General features: G+C 57.6%; 18 protein-coding genes. 5 read left to right on the top strand and 13 right to left on the bottom strand.

The features are described 5' to 3' along the window. Window positions 1–4: 4 nt before the first annotated feature. From AC0V6N_RS03265 to rpmF, 5 genes are all read right to left on the bottom strand, one after another. Window positions 5–451 (bottom strand): MerR family transcriptional regulator, encoded by a 447-nt coding sequence (locus AC0V6N_RS03265; protein ID WP_486170161.1) that lies wholly within the window; start codon window positions 449–451, stop codon window positions 5–7. A gap of 14 nt (window positions 452–465) precedes the next feature. Beyond that, complete coding sequence (locus tag AC0V6N_RS03260) at window positions 466–765, bottom strand: integration host factor subunit alpha (RefSeq protein ID WP_486170160.1); 300 nt, start codon at window positions 763–765, stop codon at window positions 466–468. A 123-nt stretch (window positions 766–888) separates the two neighbouring features. Beyond that, window positions 889–1,866: a beta-ketoacyl-ACP synthase III gene (locus AC0V6N_RS03255; protein WP_486170159.1), complete on the bottom strand. Its 978-nt coding sequence runs from the start codon at window positions 1,864–1,866 to the stop codon at window positions 889–891. Further along, the gene (gene plsX, locus AC0V6N_RS03250; protein WP_486170158.1) at window positions 1,863–2,927 is read right to left on the bottom strand and encodes a phosphate acyltransferase PlsX; all 1,065 of its coding nucleotides are present in this window, start codon (window positions 2,925–2,927) and stop codon (window positions 1,863–1,865) included. The genes AC0V6N_RS03255 and plsX overlap by 4 nt, the downstream gene beginning before the upstream one ends. A gap of 26 nt (window positions 2,928–2,953) precedes the next feature. Continuing rightward, a complete protein-coding gene (gene rpmF / locus AC0V6N_RS03245) occupies window positions 2,954–3,136 on the bottom strand; it encodes a 50S ribosomal protein L32 (RefSeq protein ID WP_486170157.1) in 183 nt (60 codons plus the stop codon). 234 nt (window positions 3,137–3,370) lie between these two features. Between rpmF and AC0V6N_RS03240 the strand changes: the two genes are divergently transcribed. After that, on the top strand, window positions 3,371–3,769 hold the full coding sequence (locus tag AC0V6N_RS03240; protein WP_486170156.1) for an MAPEG family protein: 399 nt from the start codon (window positions 3,371–3,373) through the stop codon (window positions 3,767–3,769). Here AC0V6N_RS03240 and AC0V6N_RS03235 read toward each other — a convergent pair. Then, window positions 3,714–4,703, bottom strand: coding sequence for an acyl-CoA desaturase (locus AC0V6N_RS03235; RefSeq protein WP_486170155.1), 990 nt, complete (start codon window positions 4,701–4,703; stop codon window positions 3,714–3,716). The two genes, AC0V6N_RS03240 and AC0V6N_RS03235, sit on opposite strands and share 56 nt — an antisense overlap. A gap of 84 nt (window positions 4,704–4,787) precedes the next feature. Here AC0V6N_RS03235 and AC0V6N_RS03230 point away from each other — a divergent pair, with 84 nt between their 5' ends. Beyond that, on the top strand, window positions 4,788–5,144 hold the full coding sequence (locus AC0V6N_RS03230) for a metalloregulator ArsR/SmtB family transcription factor (RefSeq protein ID WP_486170154.1): 357 nt from the start codon (window positions 4,788–4,790) through the stop codon (window positions 5,142–5,144). A gap of 174 nt (window positions 5,145–5,318) precedes the next feature. Here AC0V6N_RS03230 and AC0V6N_RS03225 read toward each other — a convergent pair whose 3' ends face one another. Beyond that, window positions 5,319–5,960, bottom strand: coding sequence for an MBL fold metallo-hydrolase (locus AC0V6N_RS03225; RefSeq protein WP_486172414.1), 642 nt, complete (start codon window positions 5,958–5,960; stop codon window positions 5,319–5,321). Window positions 5,961–6,059: 99 nt separating this feature from the next. Here AC0V6N_RS03225 and AC0V6N_RS03220 point away from each other — a divergent pair, with 99 nt between their 5' ends. Continuing rightward, on the top strand, window positions 6,060–6,521 hold the full coding sequence (locus AC0V6N_RS03220; RefSeq protein ID WP_486170153.1) for a GNAT family N-acetyltransferase: 462 nt from the start codon (window positions 6,060–6,062) through the stop codon (window positions 6,519–6,521). Here the strand turns inward: AC0V6N_RS03220 and AC0V6N_RS03215 are convergent. After that, window positions 6,518–7,204: a S24 family peptidase gene (locus AC0V6N_RS03215; protein ID WP_486170152.1), complete on the bottom strand. Its 687-nt coding sequence runs from the start codon at window positions 7,202–7,204 to the stop codon at window positions 6,518–6,520. The two genes, AC0V6N_RS03220 and AC0V6N_RS03215, sit on opposite strands and share 4 nt — an antisense overlap. A gap of 109 nt (window positions 7,205–7,313) precedes the next feature. Here AC0V6N_RS03215 and AC0V6N_RS03210 point away from each other — a divergent pair, with 109 nt between their 5' ends. Both AC0V6N_RS03210 and AC0V6N_RS03205 read left to right on the top strand, forming a co-directional pair. After that, on the top strand, window positions 7,314–7,568 hold the full coding sequence (locus AC0V6N_RS03210; RefSeq protein ID WP_486170151.1) for a hypothetical protein: 255 nt from the start codon (window positions 7,314–7,316) through the stop codon (window positions 7,566–7,568). Then, window positions 7,558–8,007, top strand: a complete 450-nt coding sequence (locus AC0V6N_RS03205) for a hypothetical protein (protein ID WP_486170150.1) — start codon at window positions 7,558–7,560, stop codon at window positions 8,005–8,007. The genes AC0V6N_RS03210 and AC0V6N_RS03205 overlap by 11 nt, the downstream gene beginning before the upstream one ends. Before the next feature lie 63 nt (window positions 8,008–8,070). Here AC0V6N_RS03205 and AC0V6N_RS03200 read toward each other — a convergent pair whose 3' ends face one another. From AC0V6N_RS03200 to AC0V6N_RS03180, 5 genes are all read right to left on the bottom strand, one after another. Continuing rightward, on the bottom strand, window positions 8,071–9,447 hold the full coding sequence (locus AC0V6N_RS03200) for an aldehyde dehydrogenase family protein (RefSeq protein WP_486170149.1): 1,377 nt from the start codon (window positions 9,445–9,447) through the stop codon (window positions 8,071–8,073). A 50-nt stretch (window positions 9,448–9,497) separates the two neighbouring features. Then, window positions 9,498–11,156 (bottom strand): acetolactate synthase large subunit, encoded by a 1,659-nt coding sequence (locus tag AC0V6N_RS03195; protein ID WP_486170148.1) that lies wholly within the window; start codon window positions 11,154–11,156, stop codon window positions 9,498–9,500. A 114-nt stretch (window positions 11,157–11,270) separates the two neighbouring features. Continuing rightward, window positions 11,271–12,218, bottom strand: a complete 948-nt coding sequence (locus AC0V6N_RS03190) for a D-2-hydroxyacid dehydrogenase (RefSeq protein ID WP_486170147.1) — start codon at window positions 12,216–12,218, stop codon at window positions 11,271–11,273. Next, entirely contained in the window at window positions 12,215–13,666 is a 1,452-nt protein-coding gene (gene cysS / locus AC0V6N_RS03185) for a cysteine--tRNA ligase (RefSeq protein ID WP_486170146.1), read from the bottom strand. The genes AC0V6N_RS03190 and cysS overlap by 4 nt, the downstream gene beginning before the upstream one ends. 57 nt (window positions 13,667–13,723) lie before the next feature. Next, the gene (locus AC0V6N_RS03180; protein WP_486170145.1) at window positions 13,724–24,964 is read right to left on the bottom strand and encodes a beta strand repeat-containing protein; all 11,241 of its coding nucleotides are present in this window, start codon (window positions 24,962–24,964) and stop codon (window positions 13,724–13,726) included. Window positions 24,965–24,967 lie beyond the last annotated feature (3 nt).

Below are 24,967 nucleotides of genomic sequence, written 5' to 3'. Positions count from 1 at the left end.
AAGCCTACGCCTCAATCGCGCGGGCGAGCCGCTTTCGAATATCTTTAAGCTTCGAGATCGCCTCAGCTTTGGCTGCAAGCTCGTCTGCGCTCTGAACAGGAGCAATGGTGGGGACTGCGGGTGCGCCATCGTCTTCCCCATCCGCTCTGCGGTCGCCCAATCGACGGTCTTCCTTGCGCCGATCAGCGCCTGCGGATGGGTTGGAGCGCAAAACCGCCTCAGCCCCTTTGAGCGTGTAGCCCTCTTCATTGACGAGGCTGTTGATCGCCTCAACCATTTCAACGTCACTTGGGCGATAAAGCCTGCGTCCCCCGCTGCGCTTTAATGGGCGAAGCAACGAAAATTGCTGCTCCCAATAGCGCAGAACGTGGGGCTTGATGCCAAGCGCATCGCTTACCTCGCCAATTGTGCGAAAAGCGCTGCGATCTTTGCCATCATTAAATTCGACCATGTGAGACCTTCGGTTTAGCCTTTCGCAATCCGCTCTTTCAGCAATTGGCTGGCGCGAAATGTGAGGACGCGGCGTGATGTGATCGGAACCTCAACACCGGTCTTGGGGTTGCGGCCCACACGCTCATTCTTGTCGCGCAGCACAAAGCTTCCAAAACCTGAGATTTTGACATTCTCGCCCTTTTCGAGCGCAACCGTCATCTTGTCGAGGATGGCTTCAACCAGCTCGAGCGATTCTGCGCGGCTCAGGCCCATTTTACGGTTGATTGTCTCAGCCAAATCGGCCCGGGTCAGCGTGCCCATCGAACGCATCATGCGTGTAACTCCCTCTAACTTCGCGACCCATTAGTTTCTGGTGTTACTGTATGGAAATTTTGTGAACGCCGCAATGTCAGTTGCAAAATTTGCCAAAAGTCGCGTCGATCACGCAAAATTATGTCAAATACGGACCAAACTTGCGCCCCAGGTAAAGCCGCCACCCATGGCCTCAAACATCACCAAATCGCCCGATTTTATGCGCCCATCGCGGCGCGCCACGTCAAAGGCAAGCGGGACTGAAGCGGCGGAAGTGTTGGCGTGCTGATCGACTGTGACGATCACTTTTTCCGGCGGAATTCCAAGCTTTTTCGCGGTCGCATCAAGAATGCGGGCATTGGCCTGATGCGGTACGATCCAGTCAATGTCAGTTGCTGAAATGCCAGCCTCTTCAATCACTTCACCCAGTACAGTGGCAAGGTTGACGACTGCGTGGCGGAACACTTCGCGGCCTTTCATGCGTAAGTGGCCGACCGTTTGCGTGGTTGAGGGGCCGCCATCGACATAGAGCAAGTCATGCTGTGCGCCGTCCGCGTGTAGACGACTTGCGAGCACTCCGGGAACGCTTGGATCGGCGCCGGCGTCAGCCGCCGGAGCTTCGAGCACAATGGCCCCTGCTCCATCGCCAAATAGAACGCATGTGGTGCGATCTTCCCAGTCCAAAATTCTGCTAAAAGTCTCTGCGCCGATCACCAAAGCGCGGGTGCCCGTGCCAGTTTTCAACAGCGAATCGGCGGTGGTCAGCGCGTAGAGAAAGCCCGAGCACACCGCTGCGACATCGAATGCGACGCAGCCATTGCAGCCAAGCGCGTGTTGAACCTTTGTCGCGGTGGCGGGAAACGTGTTGTCGGGTGTGGCCGTGGCCAGGACGATCAAATCGATATCACCGGGCTTCAGTCCCGCATCGGCGATAGCCTTGCGAGCCGCTTCGGTGGCGAGGCTCGAGGTCGTCTCATCATCGCCGGCAACATAGCGCTGGCGGATACCGGTGCGCTCAACAATCCATTCGTCAGACGTATCGATCTTCGCGGCAAGTTCTGCATTCGTGACGACGCGCTGAGGGAGCGCTGACCCCGATCCCAGAATGCGCGATCCAATCACGAATCCGCACCTGAGGTGGGACCGCCATTATTGCGAAGGGCATCCTCACCCAATTCAGCCAGATCCTGCGTAATGCGCTGTGTGAGGTTGTTTTCAAGCAGCCGCGCGGCCACCGCAACGGCATGTGCTACGCCCTTTGCCGTGGCACTGCCGTGGCTTTTGACGACCACACCATTGAGGCCAAGGAAAACCGCGCCATTGTGATTGTTGGGGTCGAGGTGGTGCTTCAGCAGCTCGGTCGCCGGGCGCGAGACCAGAAAACCGATCTTCGAACGCAGCGAACTGGTGAACGCCTGACGCAAAAGGTCCGTCACAAACCGCGCAGAACCCTCAATCGCCTTCAAAGCGATATTGCCGGAAAAACCATCGGTAACAACCACATGGGTTTCGCCCCGATTGATCTTGTCCGATTCGACGAAACCATCGAATTTGAGCGCTAGGCCGGTTGCATCAGTTAGCCGAGCCGCCGCATCGCGCAGAGCGTCTGTGCCCTTAATCTCTTCGGTGCCAATATTGAGGAGCCGCACGGATGGGCTGTCAAAACCATTCACGATCCGCGCGTAAGCTGCGCCCATAACCGCGAATTGCACAAGATTGCGCGCATCGGCCTCGGTATTTGCGCCGAGGTCGAGCATCACGACGTCATGTTGTTCAAGCGTGGGCAGCAAAGCGGCCAAGGCGGGCCGGTCAATTCCCGGCATGGTGCGAAGCGCGATCTTGCTCATCGCCATCAGCGCGCCGGTGTTACCAGCCGACACAGCAGCGCCTGCGCGCCCTTCCTTCACGGCATTGACCGCAAGGCCCATTGAAGTGGTCTTTGCGCGGCGGATAGCCTTCGAAGGCTGTTCATCGCCGCTGATCACATCATCGCAATGCAGGATTTCGGAGGCCTGCTTCATGCCCGGATGCGCTTCGAGTGCTGCCTCAATCCGGGTCTGATCACCGACAAGCAGGAATTGGAAATCCGCGTGGTCGCGGCGAGCAAGGGCTGCGCCTTCAACCATCACGCGCACGCCCTCATCACCGCCCATCGCATCAACAGCGATACGCGGGAGGGTCATGCGTCAGTTCCTTCTCTACTTAAGGCTCAAAGGCCCTTAGGCGCCATTACTTCGCGGCCATTATAATAGCCGCAAGCAGAGCACATATTGTGCGGGCGCTTAAGCTCGCCGCAGTTTGAGCATTCTTGGAACGCTTCTACTTTCAGCGAATCGTGGGCGCGGCGATTGCCACGACGATGCGGGGATACTTTTCTCTTTGGGACAGCCATGGCGGCACCATTCCTCAAATAAACTGTGTTTGCGCGAGGGCTTACCCTACGCCGGATGTTTCGACAGACGCCCTTAAGGCAACAGACCCGAGCGCACAAGGCGAACCTTAGTGCGAAAGCGTCCATGCCGATTGTGGCGGGAAGCCGCGCGCTATAGCGGAAAATTCGGCTCTTGCAAGCGGTGTGAGCACACGGCAATCAGGTGGCAACAAAATAACAGGAGAGGGATCACTCATGACACTATTGCTTCCCATTACGCTGGCGACAGTGGGCGCGGCCGCCATTCTCAACGTTTGGCTGATGATCCGCGTCGGACAAGTGCGCACGCAAGAGAAGATTTTTGTGGGTGATGAAGACAGTGAGCCACTGGTGCGCCGGATGCGCGCTCATTCCAATTTTGTCGAGAATGCGCCCTTTGTCTTGCTCCTGATCGCCGCGATTGAGATTGCGGGCAAAGGCGGCGTTTGGCTCCCCTATGTCGCCGGCCTGTTCATCATCGCCCGGATCGCGCACGGATTCGGCATGGATGGCGGTGCGCTGTCAAAAGGGCGCATGGTGGGCACGATTGTGTCGATGCTTACGCTTCTTGGGCTTGGGATTTACGCCGCGCTGGTTGCGGCGGGCGTGCTTTAGTCTCTTTGGACACGTCCAAAAGCTCACGCTCGCGACCCGGCATTTGCTCGGGCAGGCAGATGTCCCATGCTAGGCCCAGCCGCTCTAGCACTTGAATGAAACGGTAGCCCCAGTCGCTTTGACCGGGTTTGAGACCTATGCGCGCGCTGCCGGGGTAAGCGTGGTGATTGTTGTGCCAGGCCTCTCCCATAGTCGGGATGCCCGCCCACGGCACATCGTGAGCCTGCACGCCCGCTTCCTTCACATGCCAGCTTTGCGGGCCGCGGCGATGGGCGAGATGGCCCACAAACCAGTGGCCGTGCACGGTCAGGGTCACGCGCACAAACACGCCCCACACAACGAATGGCCAGCCACCCATTGCGTAGAGCGCGGCGGCAATCGGCAATTGCTGAAGCATCCAAGTGCGCTCTAGCCAGCGAATGAAGCGGCTGTTCTCGAGCTTGCTGAGATCATAGCTCGGCGGGTGATCCAATTTGAGCGTGCAATGCAGCTGCCACCAGGCATCTTTCAACATGGAAGAACGGTGCGCGAGGTAGTCATGGCAATCATCCTGCCTTTGCGCCCAATCGCGAAGGTCATGGGTGCGCACGATCCAGATCGGCCCGCTCATCCCCGCAATTGTACCGCACCAGATCAGGAACTTACTGAGCAGCGGCGTGGTCTTGAAGCTGCCGTGGATCAGCAAGCGGTGAAACCCGACCGAGTGGCCCAGCAGCACCATCGCGCCTGTAAGCGTCAGGCCGACCACCACCGCGCTAGGTGTCGTGAAGAACGGGATCAGCGCGAGCGAGGCGATCAGCATTCCGCCATTCCAGGCGCTGTGAACGGGGTCCCATCGCACCTTACCCTTTGACGAATCCGCACCCGGCGTGTCGACAATCCAGTTCACTTCGCAGCGATCTCTGGCTTCGTGGGCGTCTAGGGCGCAACTCATATCTAACTCCATAGGTAATTAACTCATGGCTTAATTACCTATGCGCTCTGGTAAGTGATTAAGCAAGCGCTTATATACCCCCTCATGCAGAAAGTGTTCGAAGCCCTCTCCTCAACGGTGCGCCGCAAAATCCTTGCCTATCTTTCCGAAGCGGAACTGACCGCCGGGCAGATTGCGGAGCGGTTTGATATTTCCAAGCCAGCCGTTTCCCAGCACCTGTCCGTGCTGCAAAATGCCGGCCTCGTCGAAAGCGAAAAGCGTGGGCAATATGTGCATTATAAACTGGTGCGCGAGAACCTGACCAACACGCTCAATGGCTATGTGCAAGAGGTGTGCCCTGTCTCAAGGCCGCTTAAGAAAGAGAGCCATGAGCTGAGCGAGGCAGCCAAAGACGATCCGCAATCGAGCGGTCAGCCCTCGTCGTCGTTGCGCTCAAAATAGGTCGAAACGACGGCGCGTAGGCCCGCGACCGCGATAACGACACCTGCCACCAATCCCCACCTGACGGGCACCGAATACCCCGCCTCAATGCTAAGAAGTATTGTTGCGTAAGCGGCGAGCCCAGCAATGCAGGCCCACACAACCCTTGAGACGAGCGAAGCCTCCATAGCCGTGTCAGCTCAACGCGTAGTCTGAGACAAACGCATTGGTCTTGCGCTCTTGTCCGAAAGTGCTGGTCGGGCCGTGGCCGGGGATGAAGGTGATGTCTTCGCCCAGGGGCCAGAGGCGCTGTGTGATGCTGTCAATCAAGTCCTGATGATTACCGCGCGGGAAGTCGGTGCGGCCGATTGAGCCTTGGAACAGCACGTCGCCCACAATCGCAAACTTGCTTGGTCCGTGTACGAATACGACATGGCCGGGCGTGTGGCCGGGGCAGTGGATCACATCGAGCGTGAGTTCGCCCACTGTCACTGTATCGCCCTGCTCCAGCCAGCGATCCGGCGTAAAGCTCTTCGCTTCCATCCCATACCGCGCGCCGTCGCTATCGAGCTGCTCAATCCAAAAGAGGTCATCCTTGTGCGGCCCCTCGATCGGAACCCCCAACTCCTCCGCCAGCATCCCCGCCTGCCCGCAATGATCGAGATGTCCGTGGGTGATCAGGATCTTCTCAAGCGTGACGCCTGCCTTGGCGATACCATCCTTCAGCTTGTGCAGGTCGCCGCCCGGATCAGTCAGGGCTGCCTTCATCGTCTTGGTGCACCAGATCAGCGAGCAGTTTTGCTGCAACGGCGTAACCGGCAAGATCGCGGCTTTCATGGGGGGCATGCGTTGTTCAGTCATGCTTGATGACTTGGCGCGCAAAATCAGACATTGCAACCAGCATGACAGCCTCCCTTGAATCTAGAGAGCAAGTGCATGACCGAAATTGTGATTAGAGACGCAACTGAAGAAGACTTGCCCTTTATCGTAGGGCTGATTGAGAGTGACGCGATCTCTGCATCCCGTGATCCAGCTCGAGCAAGTGATCCAGCCGATCAACGCGCGGGTTTTGATGCTATAAATGCTGACCCCAATCACCGCCTATTGGTCGCCGAGTTCGAAGGCGAGCGCATCGGAAGCTTTCAACTGAGCTTCATTCCCGGTGTCTCTCGCCAAGGTGTTTGGCGCGGGCAGATCGAAGCAGTAAGGATTGACCCTAAGCATCAAAGTCGTGGCCACGGCAGTAAAATGATGACTTGGGCAGTTGAAGAGTGCCGACAGCATGGCTGTGGCCTTGTGCAATTGACTAGTGACACCACACGCGCGGACGCACATCGGTTCTATCAGCGTCTTGGCTTCAAGCCTTCGCACACAGGCTTCAAACTAAAGCTGCGCTAAATCCGCCCCCCCTTCCAAACAACCCTGCCAATCACCTGCATCTCCTCTCCGCTCACATCAACCGGCGGATAGGCCAAGTTTTGGCTGAGCAGCGAGTACCGCCCTGCCCCAGCCCGTGCCACGCGCTTTACCATCAAAGTATCGCCCAGCCGCACGACATGCACACCGTCGCGGAAAGGTTGTTCGCGGCGGTCGACCAGGATTTCGTCCCCATCATTGAGCAGCGGCTCCATCGAATCGCCTTCCACAGTGATGGCCGAGAGCTTTGCGCCTTGCAGGCCCTGCTCCGCGAGCCACCGCCGAGAGAAGCGGAATGCGTCGAACGCGCCCTCTCCCGCTGGCACCGTGCCCGCCCCGGCTGACGCTCCGATATCGAGCCGCGAGACATCGACCCAATCCCGTTGCGACGGTGCGCCATAGGATTTTTCCTGAACGCTTCCTTCGCCTAACCCACCCAGCTCACTTTCGGGCACACCAAAGAACTGCGCGAGGGTTTTGCGATCCCCTTCCTCCAGTTTCTTGGGCGAGCCTTTCTTGATGAATTGCTGCAGATAGGTGGGGTTCCGCCCAAGTAATTCGGACAGGCTGGCAAGGCTGGCCCCGCGGTCTTTTGACAATTCGAGCAGCCGCTCCCGCGCATTCTTACTCTCGTCCAACGAACCATCTCCTGCACCTGATCTCATACTTTTAATCTATAGCATAGGAAATTTCCTAGACAAGTAGGAAATGGAATGGAACATTTAAGGAACACCGAGCAAGTCGCCCGGTCCAGACCAAACAAGGGGACACCCCATGCTGATACGCAAAGTCGAACAATTCCTGCGCACCCACGAAATGCCAGCCACCAAATTCGGTCGGCTCGCCGCGCATGATCCACGCTTCGTGCTCGACCTGAGAATGGGCCGCGTGCCCCGCGCCAAGACCGAGGCGCGAACCTTACGCTGGATGGAAAATTTCGAAGTCGAAGCCCGCCGAGCGCAAGCCAAGCTCATCGCGCAAAATGCGCGCAACCCACTCGCGACGAAGGATTTCTCCCATGCTGTTTGATAGCTCCGCCCCCGCTGATACCGACACCAACGCAGCCGACACTCTGCCAGCATTTGAAACCAAGTCTGCCGACGCCGCGCCGCCGCAAAATGCATCTTTCCAAACCGCGCGGCGCTATCGCCCCCGACGCACCATTTCAGACCGCGTGCGTGACGCCGTTCTGGCGCTGGCAGAGGGGCGCGCGGATTTGCTGAGCCATGATGAAAAGCCGTGGAGCTCGATCACCTTTTCCGGCACGCGGCATGAATTGCTGCTCGATTTCAATGGCGCGGAAGAAGTGCTGGCGGGCGAGGAATTTATCACCAATCTGCCCGAGCACGAGTTCAAAATTCCCGGTCAATTGGTCGCCGATGCGACGATTGGTGAGGTGGAGCACCGCTTCGGCTCAAACGAGCGGATGGTGGTGAAAGCGGTGCTGCTGCTGCTCGAAGACCGGTAGTGCGCACGCTTTGATTATCCGGGGCTCAGGAGGCGGACCACGATCGGTCCGCCCACCTCGCGATCAGGCGTTGATCACGATCATCTTCTCAATGGTCATTTCGTGCATCGTATAGGGTATCCCCCCCACGCCGTGACCTGAATGCTTCAGCCCCGCAAATGGCATCCAATCAACGCGGAATGCCGAATGGTCGTTCACCATCACCGCTGACGCATCAATGTTGCGATAAGTGTGCATCGTGGCGCTCAAATCGTTTGTAAAAATCGCCGCCTGAAACGCCACGTCGAGCGAATTGGCCTGCGCAATCGCATCATCCACGTTCTCATAAGTGTACACGCAGACAACTGGACCAAAGACTTCGTTTTTCGAAATCGTGGCGTTCGCTGGCGGGTCGAGCAGCACGGTCGGTGCGTAGGTTGTATCAGAGAGCTTTTCACCGCCACACAGGACAACAGCGCCGCCCTCACGCGCTTCCTCAACCCATTCAGCCACGCGGTCGACTTCCTTGGGTCGGATCAAGGGACCACATTCAACGTCCTTATGAATCGCGTTGCCAACCTTGAGTGCTTTGGCCGCCTTAGCGAGCCGCGCCGCCAATTCGCCTGCAATGGAACTGTGCGCGAACACACGCTGCACGGAAACGCACACTTGGCCTGAGTGGTAGAAACCGCCTTTGGTTAGACTTGGCACCGCCTTATCGAGGTCAGCGCTTTCATCGACGATTACAGGCGCAACTCCGCCATGCTCCAAGGCGCAGCGCGTACCGGGAGAAAGCTTGGAACGCAGCCCCCAGCCAACGCCTGCGGATCCAATGAAGGTGAAGAATGCGACCCGGTTATCGGTCACCATCTTCTCTGATGCCTCACGGGAAGGAAGAACCGCGCGCGCCCAATCCTCTGGCAGTCCGGCCTGATGCAAGATCGACACGAATTCAAAGCATGATAGCGGGGTGTCGCTGGCAGGCTTCACGATCACCGGGCAGCCGGTCGCAACAGCCGGGCAGACCTGATGCACAATCAGATTGAGCGGGTGATTAAAGGCCGAAACCGCAACCACCGGACCGATTGGTTCGCGAGATGTCCACGCCATGCGACCATCGCCAGATGCGCTCAGCCCCATCGGTATTTCGGTGCCTCGGACGTTGCCCAAATCTTCAATGCACAGCTCGACACCCTTGATCGCACGGTCTGCTTCGACCCGCGCATCGACCAAAGGCTTGCCGCCCTCATTGGCGATCTGCATCGCGAGATGATCCCGGCGATCACGCATGATCTCGACCACGTTGTGCAAGATATCGGCACGCTCATGCGGCTTTAGCCAACCATCGCGGTCTTTGTGCAAAGCCTCTGCCTTGGCGAGGTAGCGATCGATTTGGTCCCAATCGTGTGTGGGAACCTCCCCGATCTTCTTTCGGTCGAACGGGTTGACGACTTCGTGCATGCTCATTTCCTTGGCGATCTTGAGTATTGAACCGGTTTTATTGCAGGTAATCAGAGCTTCGCGCTGAGTTCCTTAATATCGATGTTCAAGATTTGATCGTTTTCGGTGTAGTCGACCGGGCAATCAATCAGGTGCACCCCGGGCGTGTCGCGGCAATGGGCAAGCACTTGCGTGAGGTGCTCGCTGCTTTCCACGCGGTGCCCGTGGCCGCCATAGCTTTCGACATATTTGACGAAATCAGGGTTGCCGTATGTCAGGCCGAAATCGTCAAAACCCATATTGGCCTGCTTCCAGCGGATCATGCCATAGGCGTCATCGCGCAGGATCAGGACAGTCAGGTTCAGGCCCAGACGAACCGCAGTTTCCAGCTCTTGGCTGTTCATCATAAAGCCGCCATCGCCGCAAATCGCCATCACCTTACGATCAGGATAGAGCATCGCGCTCATCATCGCAGACGGCAGGCCAGCACCCATTGTCGCGAGCGCATTGTCGAGCAGAACTGTGTTTGGAAGATACGCCGTATATCCGCGAGCAAACCAAATTTTGTAGACGCCGTTATCAAGGCAGATGATACCATCATGCGGCATACATTCGCGCACCTGCTTCACCAGATGCGGCGGGAAGATCGGGAAACGCGTATCGTCCGCCAGCGCGCCGGTGTGGTCCAGCTCTGCCTGATGATAGGCGATCATGTGGTCGAAGTTCCAACTGCGATTGGGTGTGACGTCTTCCTTCATCTGCCAGATCGCATTGGCGATATCACCGATGACCTCGACCTGAGGGAAGTAGACAGGATCAACCTCTGCCGTGCGGGTGGAGACGTGGATCACGGTGACGCCGTTATCCTTCATGAAGAAGGGCGGCTTTTCGATCACGTCATGCCCGACATTGATGATGCAGTCTGACGCTTCGACAGCGCGGTGCACGAAGTCCCCGGCAGAGAGCGCTGCGCAGCCCAGGAATTTGGGGTGGCGTTCGTCAATCACGCCTTTGCCCATTTGGGTGGTGAGGAACGGGATGCCGGTTTTCTCGACGAATTGCTCTAGCATCCGCCCGCACAATTTGCGGTTGGCGCCTGCGCCAATGACGAGAACGGGGTTCTTCGCTGCTTCGATTGCTTTGACCGCCGCGCGAACCGCTTTTGTCTCAGCTGAAGGACGACGCGCAACACTTTTGGGAAGCGGCTTGTAATCTTCGGTGGGCTCTTCGGCGATATCTTCGGGGAGCTCAATCAGGGTCGCACCCGGCTTTTCCTCCTCAGCCAAGCGATAGGCTTCGCGCACGCGGCTGGGGATGTTGTCGCCCGCAGCAATCTGGATCGAATACTTCGTCACCGGCTCCATAAGGGAGACGATATCGACGATCTGGAAACGGCCCTGTTTGGATTTCTTGATCGGCTTTTGCCCGGTGATCATCAGCACCGGCATTCCGCCAAGCTGAGCGTATGCAGCGCTGGTCACAAAGTTGGTCGCGCCCGGCCCGAGCGTCGCGACGCATACGCCGGTTTTACCCGTGTGGCGGCCATAGGTGGCGGCCATAAACCCTGCACCTTGTTCGTGGCGCGTTAGGATCAGTTTGATTTTGTCGGACTTACCCAGCGAGTCGAGGAAATCGAGGTTTTCCTCTCCCGGCACGCCAAAGATATATTCGCAGCCCTCTGCCTCCAGACAGTCGATAAAGACGTCGGATGCTTTTTTGGTATCGCTCATTTCACTATTCCCCCCAATAGATGCGTTCATTGCAACCACGGGCATGGCGAATAACGCGAGGGGAGTATTGCAGGAATCCGCCAGAATGAAAGTGCGAACGGGGTTTGGGCGCGCTTAGTATCCCAGTTTGGGATCAAAGATCGGCGCAACCGGTTCTCCTGCGCGGTACTTTGCGAGGTTTTCAAGGAAACGCGTGGCGGATCGGATGAACATCATGTTCTGTGCGCGGCCTGACAAATGCATCGAGATATGCGCGTTGTCGAGCGTCCATAGTGGGTGATCTTCGGGCAGAGGTTCAGGCGTTGTCACATCGAGGAACGCGCCGCCGATTGTCTTCTTCGTAAGCGCCTCGACCAGAGCCGGCTGGTCCACGACTTCACCGCGCGCAATGTTGACCAGAACCGCATCTGATTTCATGGCGGCAAGCTCATCCGCGCCGATCATATTCTCTGTTTCAGGAGTGGATGGAACGGCGAGGATCACCCAATCAAATTCACCCAATCTGCCGCGCCATTCGTCGGGGGTGAGAACGCCCTCAGCGGGATTGCGGCGCACGACGGTGACATCCACATCGAACGCTTCCAATCGCGGTTTGATCAGCTGGCCAATCGCCCCAAAGCCCAAGAGCAGCGCCTTTGACCCCGCAAGCTCGCGCTTGCCGGGGCTGTCCATCAGCCACTCGCGCCGGTCCGCTGCACGCATCACATCGCGGTATCCCTTGGCGATGTTGAGCATGCCCATGACGGTGTATTCGGCGATTGTGATTGCGTTGATGCCAACGCCATTGGTGACGGTGATACCGCGCTCAATCAGCACATCCATCGGCAGGAAATCGAGGCCAGCATAGATTGAGTTGAGCCATTTGAGATCGGTCGCGGCGTGGAGTGCTTGCACCATCGCGTCCTTCTCATTCATGTCGAACCAACCGATCTCCGCGCCTCTTACGGCTTCGAGTGCTTCCTCATGCGTGAGGAACCAGCGCACGTCGATATCATCAGGCAATTGCGGCTCAAGCAGCGGACGGATTAGGCCTGAGACGGCCAGAGTGAGCGGTTTTGTCATGACAGTTTCCAATCCCAGCCCAGCGGATCACCGTCCATTACATCGACGCCCTTGGCCGCCAGTTCATCGCGGATAGCATCAGAGCGGGCGAAGTCTTTCTCCACACGAGCAGCCTTGCGGGCGGCGAGCGCGTCTTCGATTTCCGCCTCGGTGATTTCGGCCGAGCTTGGGCGCAGGCGCAAGTCTTCGCGGGTCAAGTCAAACAGGCCGAGGCCCAGCACCGCGTCCATATGTTCGACCACAGCGCGCTTGATCCCGGCATCAACTTTCTTGACGCCAAGTGCATCTTCAAGCGCCGTCAACGCGATGGGCGTGCCCAGATCATCGCTGATCGCTTCGTCGAATTTGGCGAGTACACCTGCGAATTTGGGGTGCTCTGCTTCCGGCTGGCTTACCGCATCTTTCAAACGCTCCGCAGCCATCACCATCCGTTTAAGCCGGGTCAAAGCCGCCTCCAGCCCTTCCCACGAAAACTCCAGCTCGCTGCGATAATGCGCTTGCAGGCACATCAGGCGATAGGCGAGCGGGTGGTAGCCTTTGTCGATCAGCAATTGCAGCCGCAGAAATTCGCCAGAGGACTTGGACATCTTGCCTGATCGTTCGACCAAAAAGTTGTTGTGCATCCACATGCGAGCGCCCGAATTCTGCGCTTCGCTCAGACCGCCACAGCCGCAAAACGCTTGGTTCTGCGCGATCTCATTGGGGTGGTGAATCTCGCGGTGGTCGATGCCGCCGGTGTGAATATCAAACGGGAAGCCAAGCAGTTTTTCGCCCATGACAGAGCATTCCAGATGCCAGCCCGGAGCGCCCTTCCCCCATGGGCTATCCCATTCCATTTGCCGCGATTCGCCTTCGGGTGTCTTGCGCCAAATCGCGAAGTCAGCCGCATTGCGCTTACCTTCAAGCCGTTCGATCCGGCCCTCACCTTCCTCCGTCACAGCGCGTGCGAGGCGCCCGTAATCCTCAACAGTAGCGACATCGAAATAGAGGCCGCTTTCCAGCTCATAGCAGTGATCATCCGCCATCCGCTTGCCCCAGTCGATCATTTCTTCGACATATTCGGTGGCGCGCGGATGCTGCTTTTTCTGAACGTTCAAACGGGCAAGGTCTTGCTCAAAATCCTCTTGATAGAACCGCGCAATGTCCCATGCAGACTTACCCTCACGCGCGGCCATTTTCTCCATCTTGTCCTCACCCTCATCCGCATCCGAAGTAAGGTGGCCTACGTCAGTGATGTTGATCACATGGGTGAGCTTCAGCCCCTTGTGCTGCAAAGTCCGACCAAGCGTATCGGCAAAAACATAGGCGCGCATATTGCCGATATGCTGGTAATTATAGACCGTTGGCCCGCACGAATAGACGCGGGCTTCGCCGGGATGGACGGGCTGAAACGGTTCGATCTCGCGGGTGAGCGAGTTAAAAAGCTTAAGCGGAGTTGCGTCAGTCATGCGGCAGGCCATGCACATGGCCTGCCATCATGGTCAAGAGCCAGATGGAAGGGGTGCTTACGCCTCGGCGCCAGCGATCAGTCTCTGCCAGGTCCGGCTTAGAAACGGCAGGCTTTGCGTGTCGGTTACGGCAACGCCTTCCTCTTCTTCGTCCTCTTCTTCGTCCTCTTCCTCATCGCTGATCCAAAGGTCTTCGTTACCCGCGCCTGTGACCGGATCGTCAATCAGCGGATCATCGTTGAACTGATCATTGGGATTGATCGTGATCAAAGCGCCTTCGATTGTACCGCTGATTAGCAGGCCTTCAGGATCGAGACCTTCATCAATCAGATCGCGCGTTTCGATCTCACCGCCATTTTCGCCCGGACCATCTGGATCAATCGGATCGACCGGCGTGACCGGCGTCGTTGTGACCCCGCACGAGGTCGGATCCGCGATCAAACACCCGTTAATGGTGGAGGCCGCCGCCGGAGTGCTGCCGATATCCGTCACCGCAATCGCAGCGATGCCCGTTTGGCCTGAGACGATGCCATTGATGACAATCGGCTGGTCAGTGGTGCCATTGGTCGTGATGAAGAGCGAATTCACGTCGAACCCGCGCCGATCATCAAATTCTGTGCCCGCAACCGTATTCTGAATGAAGACCTGACTAGCAGTGGTCTCAATCACAAGACTGTTGGTTCGGATCACGCCTTCGGGACGATCCACACCGTCACTGTTTGCAAGCCGCAGATCAATCTCTGCCAAACTGAGCCCCAGAAGGTCAGCAAAGGCTGTCTCCGTCACAGCCAAAAAGTCCGTTGCGAAAATCTCGATCTCGCCGGTCAACCCGCCATTGGCATCGAGCGTGAAGATGCCGCCATTGGTTGTATCGAGCCGGACGAGATTGATCGCATCCAGTACCAGACCGGTATCAAGCGTCGCGCCCGAATAGGTCACATTGCCCTGAACCGAAACATCGCCGGTTGATGTGAGCACCAGCGCGCCGCTTTGACCAATATTCTGGCCGGTCGCATTGGTGCCATCGCCTGCAATCACATCCAATGTTTGGACCGTGATCAGACCTTGCGCACCGCCTGTGCTGCCGCCTTGACCGATAGCGGTAAAGGCAATGTCTCCACCAGAATGCATGCGGCCAAATTCGGCATTGTCGATCTCCAGCACCGCGCCCGCGCCGCCTTCACCGCTGCCGCCGGGGCCGCCTAGAACGATCTCGTTCAGCGTCTCAACCGCGATTTCCGACGTGATAGTTGCATCGCCAAGAGTACCGTCAGCTGTAATATCAACATCCGAAGCGCTGAGCGCGATGGTGGTGCCCGTGGCAAGCGCATTGATGGTAGTCAAACCGCCTGCATCGATAGTCAGCCCATCGCCAGATTCCACCGCACCATTTATCGCCAAATCGCCGCCTGCGCTCAGGTTAATGCCCTGTCCGCTTGCTTGTGCGATCGTGGCGTTGCCGCCAAGACTGACGAGCGAAACATTCTCGGTGGCAGACGCGGATTGAACGTCAAGATCACCAAATGTCTGCACCGCGACAGCGCCTGCATCGGCGGTTACGTCGACTATCAAGCTGCTCGTGGATGCAATATCAATCGATCCGCCCTGAGCGCTAAGCAATCCGTTGACGGTCGCATCTGCGACGTCGATTGCATTGGCGGCGGTCAGGTCCGCTGTATCCGATTCCAGCTCTTCAAGAGTAATCGCTCCGCCCGTCGCCGTGATAGTGGCAGTGCCGCCAGCAAGCACGCTACCGGTCAGATCGCCAGTATTGGCCGTGAGGATCGCGTTCTCAACGGCCTCCACAAAGGTGAAGCTCACCATATCACCGGTTAGCGTGATGTTCTGGTCGGCGAAGGCATTGTTGAACGTCAGGTTGCCGCCCGCATCGACCGTCAGGCTCGCACCGCTCGTCAGGTCTAGGGCAGAGACATCGCCCGTTGCCGCTAGCGTTACGCCTTGCTGGCCGGTGATGTTGCCTGTCGCCGCAATCGCGCCTCCAGCATTGGCGGTAACCGCACCAACGTCAGTGGCGATGGAGCCAAAGTCGATATCGCCGCCTGCGACCGCGTTAAAGTTGCCTTGGCTGCTAGCGGCACCAAACATGATGTTGCCGGTCGCATCCAGATCAATACTACCGTCACCAAAGCCTCCATTGGCAGGGCCTCGTGCGATAATGTCGCCCAGCGATATGGCCGCGCCATTGGCGATAATATTGCTCGCCGCATCGATATCAGCCGTGGTAATCGTGCCATTCGCGGCGTTCAGCGTGACTTCGCCGCCTGCATTGATCGCACCTGTCGTGAGGCCCGCATCTGTTGCGGTTGCATCAACCGCTCCGCCAGCATTGATCGCGCCAACACTGATTGCTTGAGCAAGCAGCGTGACTTCATCATCGCTTTCAATATCGCCTGATCCCATATTTGCGCCGATCACGCCGCTTGACGCATTGAGCGAAATCGCTGCTGTGGAATCGAGCAGGTCAAACAGGATATCGGTGTCACTTGAGAGATTGATCATGTCCGCTCTGACCGCACCCAAGACGATCAGAGAACCGCCAATATCGACGATCGAGAATGTCGTGATGTCAAATCCTGAGACAACCCCGGCAGCATTGATCAGAACGTCGTTGCCTGCATCAATGGCGTTGAAGAAGGCGTTGCCGCCTGCATCGATAATCACACCATTGCCCGCAGACAGATCGCCAACATCGACATCGCCTGCGGCAAGCAGATCGATATCCCCACCAGAAAAGGCTGACGAGAACTGACCTGCGAAGATTGAGCCGCCAAACGCTTCGATAAAGATATCGCCGCCTGCATCGAGTTGATCATAGCCAGCGCTCGCGCCGACCATATCGATATCTCCGGTCACGTTTGTTGTGCCCAGGAACACATCATCGATCGCGTTCAGAACAATCGAGTTGGGAGAGCTGGCCGCGCCAATATTGATTGAACCGCCTGCCGTGATGTTGATGTCAGTCGCGGCCTGCGAGAGCGAGCCCACAATGAAATCAAGCGGAACATTGAATTGCCCTTCAGTAAGGCCTCCGACTTCTTCCACGGCAGTCAATTCACCGCCGGTATCGATACCAGCTAGGATGATTGAGCTGCCAACATCGATGCCGATATCATTAGCGCTGGTGAGCAGGCCAGTGCCGAGCACACTGCCTGCCGCACTGATCAGGACCTGATCCGCCGCAATCGAAGCATCGTTCAATTCCACATTGCCCGTATTGCTGACCGCCAGGAATGTGCCGGTTGCGTTGAGGACCGTGTCGATCCCGTTGGTGCCCATAACGATATCGTTGCGCGTCTCAATCAGGATATCGGCCGCATTGATGGTCGCCTGCTCAATGAACAGCTGGATCACTTCGTTGTTGCTGTTGCGCCCGATTTCGATGCGGTTGACGGCTTCCATATCGCCAAGGCAGACAATCCCTTCGAGACACACGCCGCTCAGCAAGCCTGCATCGTCGCTGAGAATGGCAGTGCTGGCCGGTGCATCGCGCACATCAGCGCGGATTGAGCCTGCAATCAACGTGCTATCGAGCCCTTCGATTGCATTACCTTCGAGGATAATTGCAGCGTCATTGGCGTTCATCGTTCCGTCGAGAACAACCGAAGCAATCGGCGTTGCGGGGACGGAAATCAGGTTAGTCTCACCACCCGCACTCAGGATCAGATTGGGTCCGGAAACAAATGGGTTGAGCGGATCAATCAGGTCCGTCGGATTGTTCGCCGCAGAAAGCACCGCGCCAGCCTCAACGATGATGTCATCGCCGGTGAAGACGAACAGGGCATTGTCCGCCGCCGTGTTCGAACCGCTGGCAAAGATCGCGTTGCCGCCCGCAGTGATGTCAATATCAGCGTAGGATGTGACATCACCCGTAATCGTGGCGTTGGCGATATTGTCAAACGACACAGCGCCGGTTGCAGGGTTAGCAATCGCGCCCGCTTCAATAATGATACCACGGAAATTGCTGACATTTTGCGGGCCTATCACGCTCGCAATGTTAAGCGTCACATTGCCGCCCGCTCGAAGGAAAATTGCCTCGACAGAGCGCAGGTCGTCAGCGGTGATATTGCCGTCAACAAAGGCCACCGTCTGGATGCCACTGTTGAGGATGCTGCCGGGCGCTGATGTGAACGATCCATCAATATTGATCTGGACTGTCTGCCCAACATCAACAGAAACTGTGCCTGCCCCATTGTTGGTGTGCGTGACATCCATGTTTCCGGTCGCGAGGAAATTCGCATTGCCAGCAACCAGCAATTGATCGGTGCCATCAAGGGCCAAAGTAATATCGCCAGCCGTCGCATTAAGGGTAAGGTTGCCGCCCACATCGCCGCCATCAAGCGAGACATTTGCGCCAGTTAGATTGACATCGCCGCCGCTGGTCACGCTCTGAACAATTGGGTTGAGCGCCGCAGTGATATTGATGGTTGTGCCCGCATCGAGATTGCCAAAGCTGGCATCGCCGATGCTCGCCGATGCAGCGATAGACCCTGCGCTGGTCACATCGCCAAGGTCAATTGCCTGGGCCGTCAGGCCGACCGCGCCGCCGCTATCAATGTCGCCTTCACCCGGCGTGGTCGCACCGATTGTGCCGGTCGCCGCTGTAAGAGTGATCGCATTGGGCGAAGTCAGCCCGTTGAACCGCAGATCGCCGCCGCTCGTCAGGATGATATTGTTCGCCGTCAAGCTACCAATGGCCATATTGGCGGCCGCATCGAAGTCGGCGGTTCCGCCAACCACTAATGTTCCGAGCCCGGTGATATCGCCGGTCGTTGACGTCACATTGAGGCTGTTGGTGATGTTGCCACCATCCAGGTTGACTGACGCGCCGGTGATATTCGAAGTGGCATTTGCAACCAAACTGCCAATCGAAACCGCGCCCGGCGCGTTTACGTTCACCGCCTGATTGGTCGATTCCACAGATGCAACATCAACCGAGGCCGCATCCAGAGTGACCAAGCTGCCTGCGCCTTGGCCAAGGAAAGCACCGCCGGTCAGCGCGCCGACCACATCGACATCAAGCAAGCCATTGGTGGTGGCAGATGCGATGGTCGCGTCGCCGCCCGCACCGATATCAAGACCAGGACTGGTGGCACCTGCGAATAGGTCTCCAGCGATCAAATTTCCGCCTGCGTTGAGGCTACCAATCGCGCCCGCTGTCGCATCACCAACGGTCAGATTTCCGCCCGCACTGATGCTGAAACCAGCAGATGCATCAGCCCCGCCGACGTCCACATCACCGCCCGAAGCGACATTTATCGATCCTTGCGTCGTCGTGATCTGTCCTGTGGTCAATCCATCAGTCAAAGACAGGAGAGATATGCTTCCGACACCCTGACTAGCGACTTCGCCAACATCAATTGAGCTGACGGTGGTCAGGTTGATCGATTCATCAGCTAGCACATCACCACCGCCAGCGATGCGGTTGGCAACTATCGTGACAAGACGGTCAGATACGAGACTGTCAAAACTCACCGTGCCATCGGCATCGATGTTGATATCGGCGGTGCCGCCAGTCGTTGTGAGCGAGCCGATTGTCACATCTGTGATTGCGTTCGCGATAAAGTCGGCGGTCGCACCGGTTCCCACTTCAATCCCGCCAGCTGAATCAAGGTTGACGCTGCTTGGGACATTCAAAACATCGACCGCAAGATCGCCAGCATTTGCGGTGAGGTTGGTGATGAAGTTTGCGTCCAGTGTGCCAATATCAATCGCGCCGCCAGTGACTGTGACAGTGCCAATAGCGCTGCGCGTTGTATCAATCGCGCCAACCGCAATTGTGCCGCTTGCGTCGATATTCACAAATTGGGCGGAATCGATACTTGTGCCAGTGATATTATCGCCGGCATCAACATCAATATTGCCGTTGACCGAAACCAGATTGCCAAAGATCACGTCTTGCCGAGCAAGCAGATCAATCGCGTCCAGCACGTTAGAGGCGGTGATGGTTCCGTCCGCCGTGCCGACGATTGATCCGACATTGGCCGTCAAATCGACGGTGCCCGCTGCGGTAATGCTGTCATAGCTGATTTCATCAGCGACAATAACGACGTTTCCGTCAGAAGTGATATTGCCGTCATTCTCTGCAACAAAACGGCCGCCGGTAACATCGGCGGAGAAACTGCCGATCACAGATATTGAAGAGCCAGTGGTCCCATCCAAACGACGCGCAGCAACGGTGTCAGTGGCTGTGATTGACGCCGCACCGGTTACAAACACTTGCCCATCACCGGTCATCGTGAAAGCGACATTACCGGTTGAATCGAGGTCGAGATTACCGTCGATCGTGATCGGTCCGCTGTCTGAGATAAAGTTGATCCGGCCCGCATCTGTGCCTGCATCACCGGTCGTATCAATGGTGAGGTCACCAAAACCAATCAGGCCAGCGGGATCGGTGGACGTGTCGCTGATCGTGACTTGGCCCCCGCTTCCAAGCCCGCCTAATGTGCCGAGCCCTCCAGTGCCGCCCGCAATCACTTGCGTGAAGCCCAAATTGACGATACCCGGACTGCCTTCAATCACCTCAATCAGCGGCGTGCCGCCATTGCCAGCGCCGCCATTGCCGCCGACCGCAGGGTTGGCCGCAGTCAGGTTGTTCAATCCAGCAGCACCGCCATTTGCGCCAAACCCTTGGGCAAGCAGTGTCACATCACCAATTGTGATGGTTGCGCCGGTTGCGCTGAGCGTGGGTGAGCCGCCGGTACCAGTACCGCCATCACCGCCATCACCAGCGCCAATCGCGCCACCTGTGCTGCCGCCAGAGCCGCCCGCACCGCCTATGCCAGAGCTTGAAAGTGTGAATGGGCCAGAACCGCCCAGAACCTGAACGTCTGCGCCGTTTGTCGCGATCAATCCAACCACGCCGCCGGTGCCATCGCCCCCACTACCGCCGTCGCCTGCAACACCGCTGCCAAACCCAAAGTTCGAACCGCCGCTGCCGCCAAACCCGCCGGTGCTATTTGCGTTGAGATTAGTAGTGTCGGCGTCAATGCTAACAGCTGCGCCATCACTCACCACAATCGTGGCTGAACCGCCCATGGCAGCACCGCCATCGCCGCCAGATCCGCCAGCAACACCCACTGCCGCGCTGAACGCACCGCCTGAGGCATTGCCGCCTGTGGCGCCCGCTATCACTGAGATGACCGAGTTCGCTTGGAAGTCTCCATTGTCACCGGTCACCACCAGCCGCGCATCGCCGCCCGTGGCATCGCCGCCATCAGAACCGTCATTGATGGTGGCCCCTTCGGTCAATCCAGCCTCTCCGCCCAATGCGGTCGCATCAATAGTGAGGCTTTCGAAAATCACCGCGACGTCGTTCACCAGCAATTCGGCGATACCGCCTGTGCCAGCGCCGCCGAAACCGCTAATCGCGCCATTGCCGCCACGGCCCCCTGTGCCGCGTGACAGCACGCTGTAGCTCTTTGGATCAACATCGTCCTGGTTCAGAGCAATCAGCGCCGATCCACCTGTACCCGAACCGCCAGCACCGCCTTCTCCGACGCCTGTACCCGTGCCTGATCCTTGGCTTGAGCCGCCTTGTCCACCAATGCCCGATGCATCGACGGTCAGGCTGCCAAAGGTGATGTCACCGGCTGTATCGCTGAACAAAGCGGTGCCACCAACAGCATCGCCGCCATCGCCACCACGAACATCTGGAATGCCTCCAGAGCCTTCGAACGATGTTCCGCCAGTGCCGCCAAATGCGGCGGTGGAAACAACCACAGCGCCTGCAGTGATGGTCGCGGTTCCATCAAGATTGAAGATCGCATTACCACCCATTGCATCGCCAGCATTGCCCGCTTGCGTGCCGCTAGCGCTACCGCCGCGGCCTCCACTGACAAAGCCAGAGACCGAGCGGCGATTGCCGGTTGCCTCGACCGTCAGAGTATCGTTGACGGTCAAGGAGCCAGAAACCGCGTTCAATGTGGCCGTTCCGCCAGTGGCATTGCCACCATCCCCGCCATCGGTTCCATCGGTCGAATTGCCAAAGGCTCCATCGCCGCCGGCACCGCTTGAAGTGACAGTCAGATTGTCGAGTGTGGCGTTGCCGCCATCAATGTTGAACACGACTTCGCCGCCGACACCGTCGCCGCCTCTGCCAAGGATTAGATTGCCTGTTGCGGGGTTGGTCGCACCGCTGCCGATTTCTCCGCCCGGTCCGCCTTCACCATCAGACGACACCGTTATATCGCCTGCAAACAGGTTGCCGCCAAGCACATTAAATTCAGTCAACCCGCCAACACCCGAAGTGCCATCGCCGATGAAGAACGTGTCAATAAACTCGCCATCGAAGCTAAAAGAACCGTCTGTTCCGGCACTTAACGTACCAAAGCCGAGATTGCCTGCTGCGCCATCAACCGTGATGCGAACCAGACCGCCGCGTCCCTCGCCGGCCACTCCGTTCGAGTTTACACCAGCGACTGAAAAGCCATTGGCATCTAAGTTCAAAGTGCCGTTGAAGTTAATCGTACCGCCATCGGCGAGGACCGAGATCGTCCCGCCCTGACCAATGCCAGAGCCAGCGCTGCCAGTGTTGGCAGAACCAGTGGCATTCGTATTGAGCGTGCTGAAGCCGAACACGTTGATAAAGCCAAGATTGGTTGCGCTAAGGTCGATATTTCCGCCTTGGAAATCTGTCCCAACCCTGGAAAAATTGGATGAAAAGAGGGACGCAGATGAGCTTGCTGTGACCGTCAGGCCATCAAGAATTATGGCGCCATTATCGGCCAGAATTCGGACATTGCCGCCATCTGTTCGAACATCGCGAGCACCATCAACCGCATCTGCCCGCACGGTAAGTCTGCCGTTCACCGTGAGGCCAGCACCGGAATTAGTGCCTGTGTCTGTCACCAACAGGCTAAACGTATCCCCTGTCGCTGAACCTGCATTGCCATCCGCCCTCACATCGACGTCGAAATCATCAGAGACATCGACTGCTGTATCCAGATTGCTGATTGCGATGCTGACCGAGCCGCGATTGGCAAGCCCTGCAAACCCAGCAATGGTGCCATCAGATGATTGCGCAGCATCCGCATTTGCAGCGATGCTGATTTCGCTAAACGTATGGAAACCACCGGTAACATTCATTGCAAAATTGCCGGCAGTGGCATCGTTGGATTGCGCAATGCTGGGGTCAGCGCCGTTGGTCGCTACTGCCGAAACATCGGCGGAGAAAAAGCCAACATCCAGCCCGCCACCGCTAAGATTGACTGTGATGTCACCGCCCACGGCATCGCTGCCGATTGCGGTCATACTGCCGTTGCCGAAGATGCGCCCGCCCGCATCAAGAATGAGGCTGTTCCCGGTTCCCAAAAAGCCATCAAGGACATTGAGCGTGATAGACCCGCCAGTCGAGTTCCCGTCGCTGAAATCACCCGCGCCTCCGCGCCCCAGTGCTGCAAGCCTCAAAGTATCGCCAACATCGATTGTGCCGAAGTCTGACAGGGTGACATTTACCGTCCCGCCAACGCCATCTGTGCCGACGCCGTTTCCGCCATTGTTGGGGAATAAAGCTGTATCCTGAATCCCGATACCACTCGCATCGAGGTTTAGGCCAAGCCCTGTCATCAACGTGCCAGCGCCAAATGAGCTGACCGCACCGGTCGCGTTCACATCAACATTGATCGTGCCACCATTGCCAACGCCATCGCCTGCCCGTGCATTGAGCGATCCGCTCACATCGATAACGCCATCAGCCGTCACCTGAATGTCGACCAAATTGCCCGCGGTCACATCCAGGTCGACGACATCGCCTCCTGATCCAGCGACCGAAATCGAGTTGGATCCGTCCAAGCCAAAGCCAGCGCGAAGCGTCACTGTGTCTTCTGCGAAGATTTCGTTGAAGCTAGTGATGCTGGCATCTTGAATAGTGATGCTACCAGCCGGGCCACCATCAACCGTGGTGTCGACCGTATTGACTGACACTTCGACCAGCGTTGATGCGCCGCTGGGCAATTGGACGAGCACATCTTCCTCTTGCCGCGATACTCGATTTCCGGTGGTCAGGATGATGTTGCCATTATCAACACCAGCAGAGACTGCTGCACCATAACCAACATTTCCCGATACGAGCATCGTGATCGCATCGTTCTTTGGCACGGAGACGAAATAGATCGCCTGCTCGTCCGTGACAGCGGTGGAAGCCGGGCCAGTGGTGGTGCCAGTATGGAGAATTCCGTTTGCATCTTCGCTGCCCACGGCAACCGAGATATCGAACAGGTTGTTCGCGATGGTCAGCGTGGCTTCTTCGGCCGCAACATAGGCAACCGATCCATTGACGTTGACGGAGCCTCTTTGCTCAATGCGCGGCGCAACCATGGCGACATAGGAATTGTTATTTGGTGCCGTAATCGACGCGCCGTTCTCGATCCTGATCGCGGAAAGAGGGTCAGACGTGCCCATAAAATTGAGGGTCGACCCGCCGGCAATCACATTGGCTGGATCAATCTCGCTGGTGCTCAGCAGCAGGCTGCCAATGTTGAAGCTGGCAGTTGATCCGACAACAATGCCGCCCGCGCTGTAAAACCACACATTGCCGCCCGTCAGCCCGCCGCCCAGAATGGTCGATGTGACGTCGCCATCAATGCGAATGGCGCTGTCAAAACCGGGCGTCATGATCCGGTTAAGTACCGTAAAATCGGACTGGTCAGCGGTGAACAACAGATTGTTCCCAGCGTCCAGGAAAGTGACCTCGGTGCCCATCGCACCCGGATCAAATGTCGTCCAATCGATGATGGCCGACGTCCCAAAAAGTTCCACCGTGTCTCCCGCCACGCCGGGTGTGTACGCAACTTGGGTGTCGTCAAAATTCGCGGTTGCGTTGACCGAGATACCGGCAACGGACTGGCTTGCGCGGGACACTGGTCCAGCAGGCCCTGATGATTGCGCGATGGGCCTTGATGGAACGGCTGTGACGCTAGGTGTGGTGGGTGCGCGGTTTACACGCAAAGATGGCTGCTCTGCTGGTGCCACGCGATTGGTGTTCGCATTGGCAATTGCAGGAGCCCCGCGTTGCGGCTGAGAGCGGATGCTCGGCACTTCCGCGGGTGCAGCGCGGTGATTGCTGGCACCACTGCGAACACCGCCATTAAACTCGCGCATGCTGATTTCAGAACCGGGGCCGCTGATCCCGCCAGAAAGGCCTGGGCGCACCTGGGCCTGCGCAGCCGAAGCGCCTGCCATCAGCGCTGCAACAGCGGCGATGGTGGAGCCTGAGCGCAGCCAGTTAAGGCGCGATTTGCCAGCGTTTAGACGGGCATTTGAGTGGTTCTGCTTCATCATAAT

This window comes from Erythrobacter sp. S57(2025) (assembly GCF_057365055.1).
This window is presented reverse-complemented; position numbering and strand designations above follow the sequence as displayed.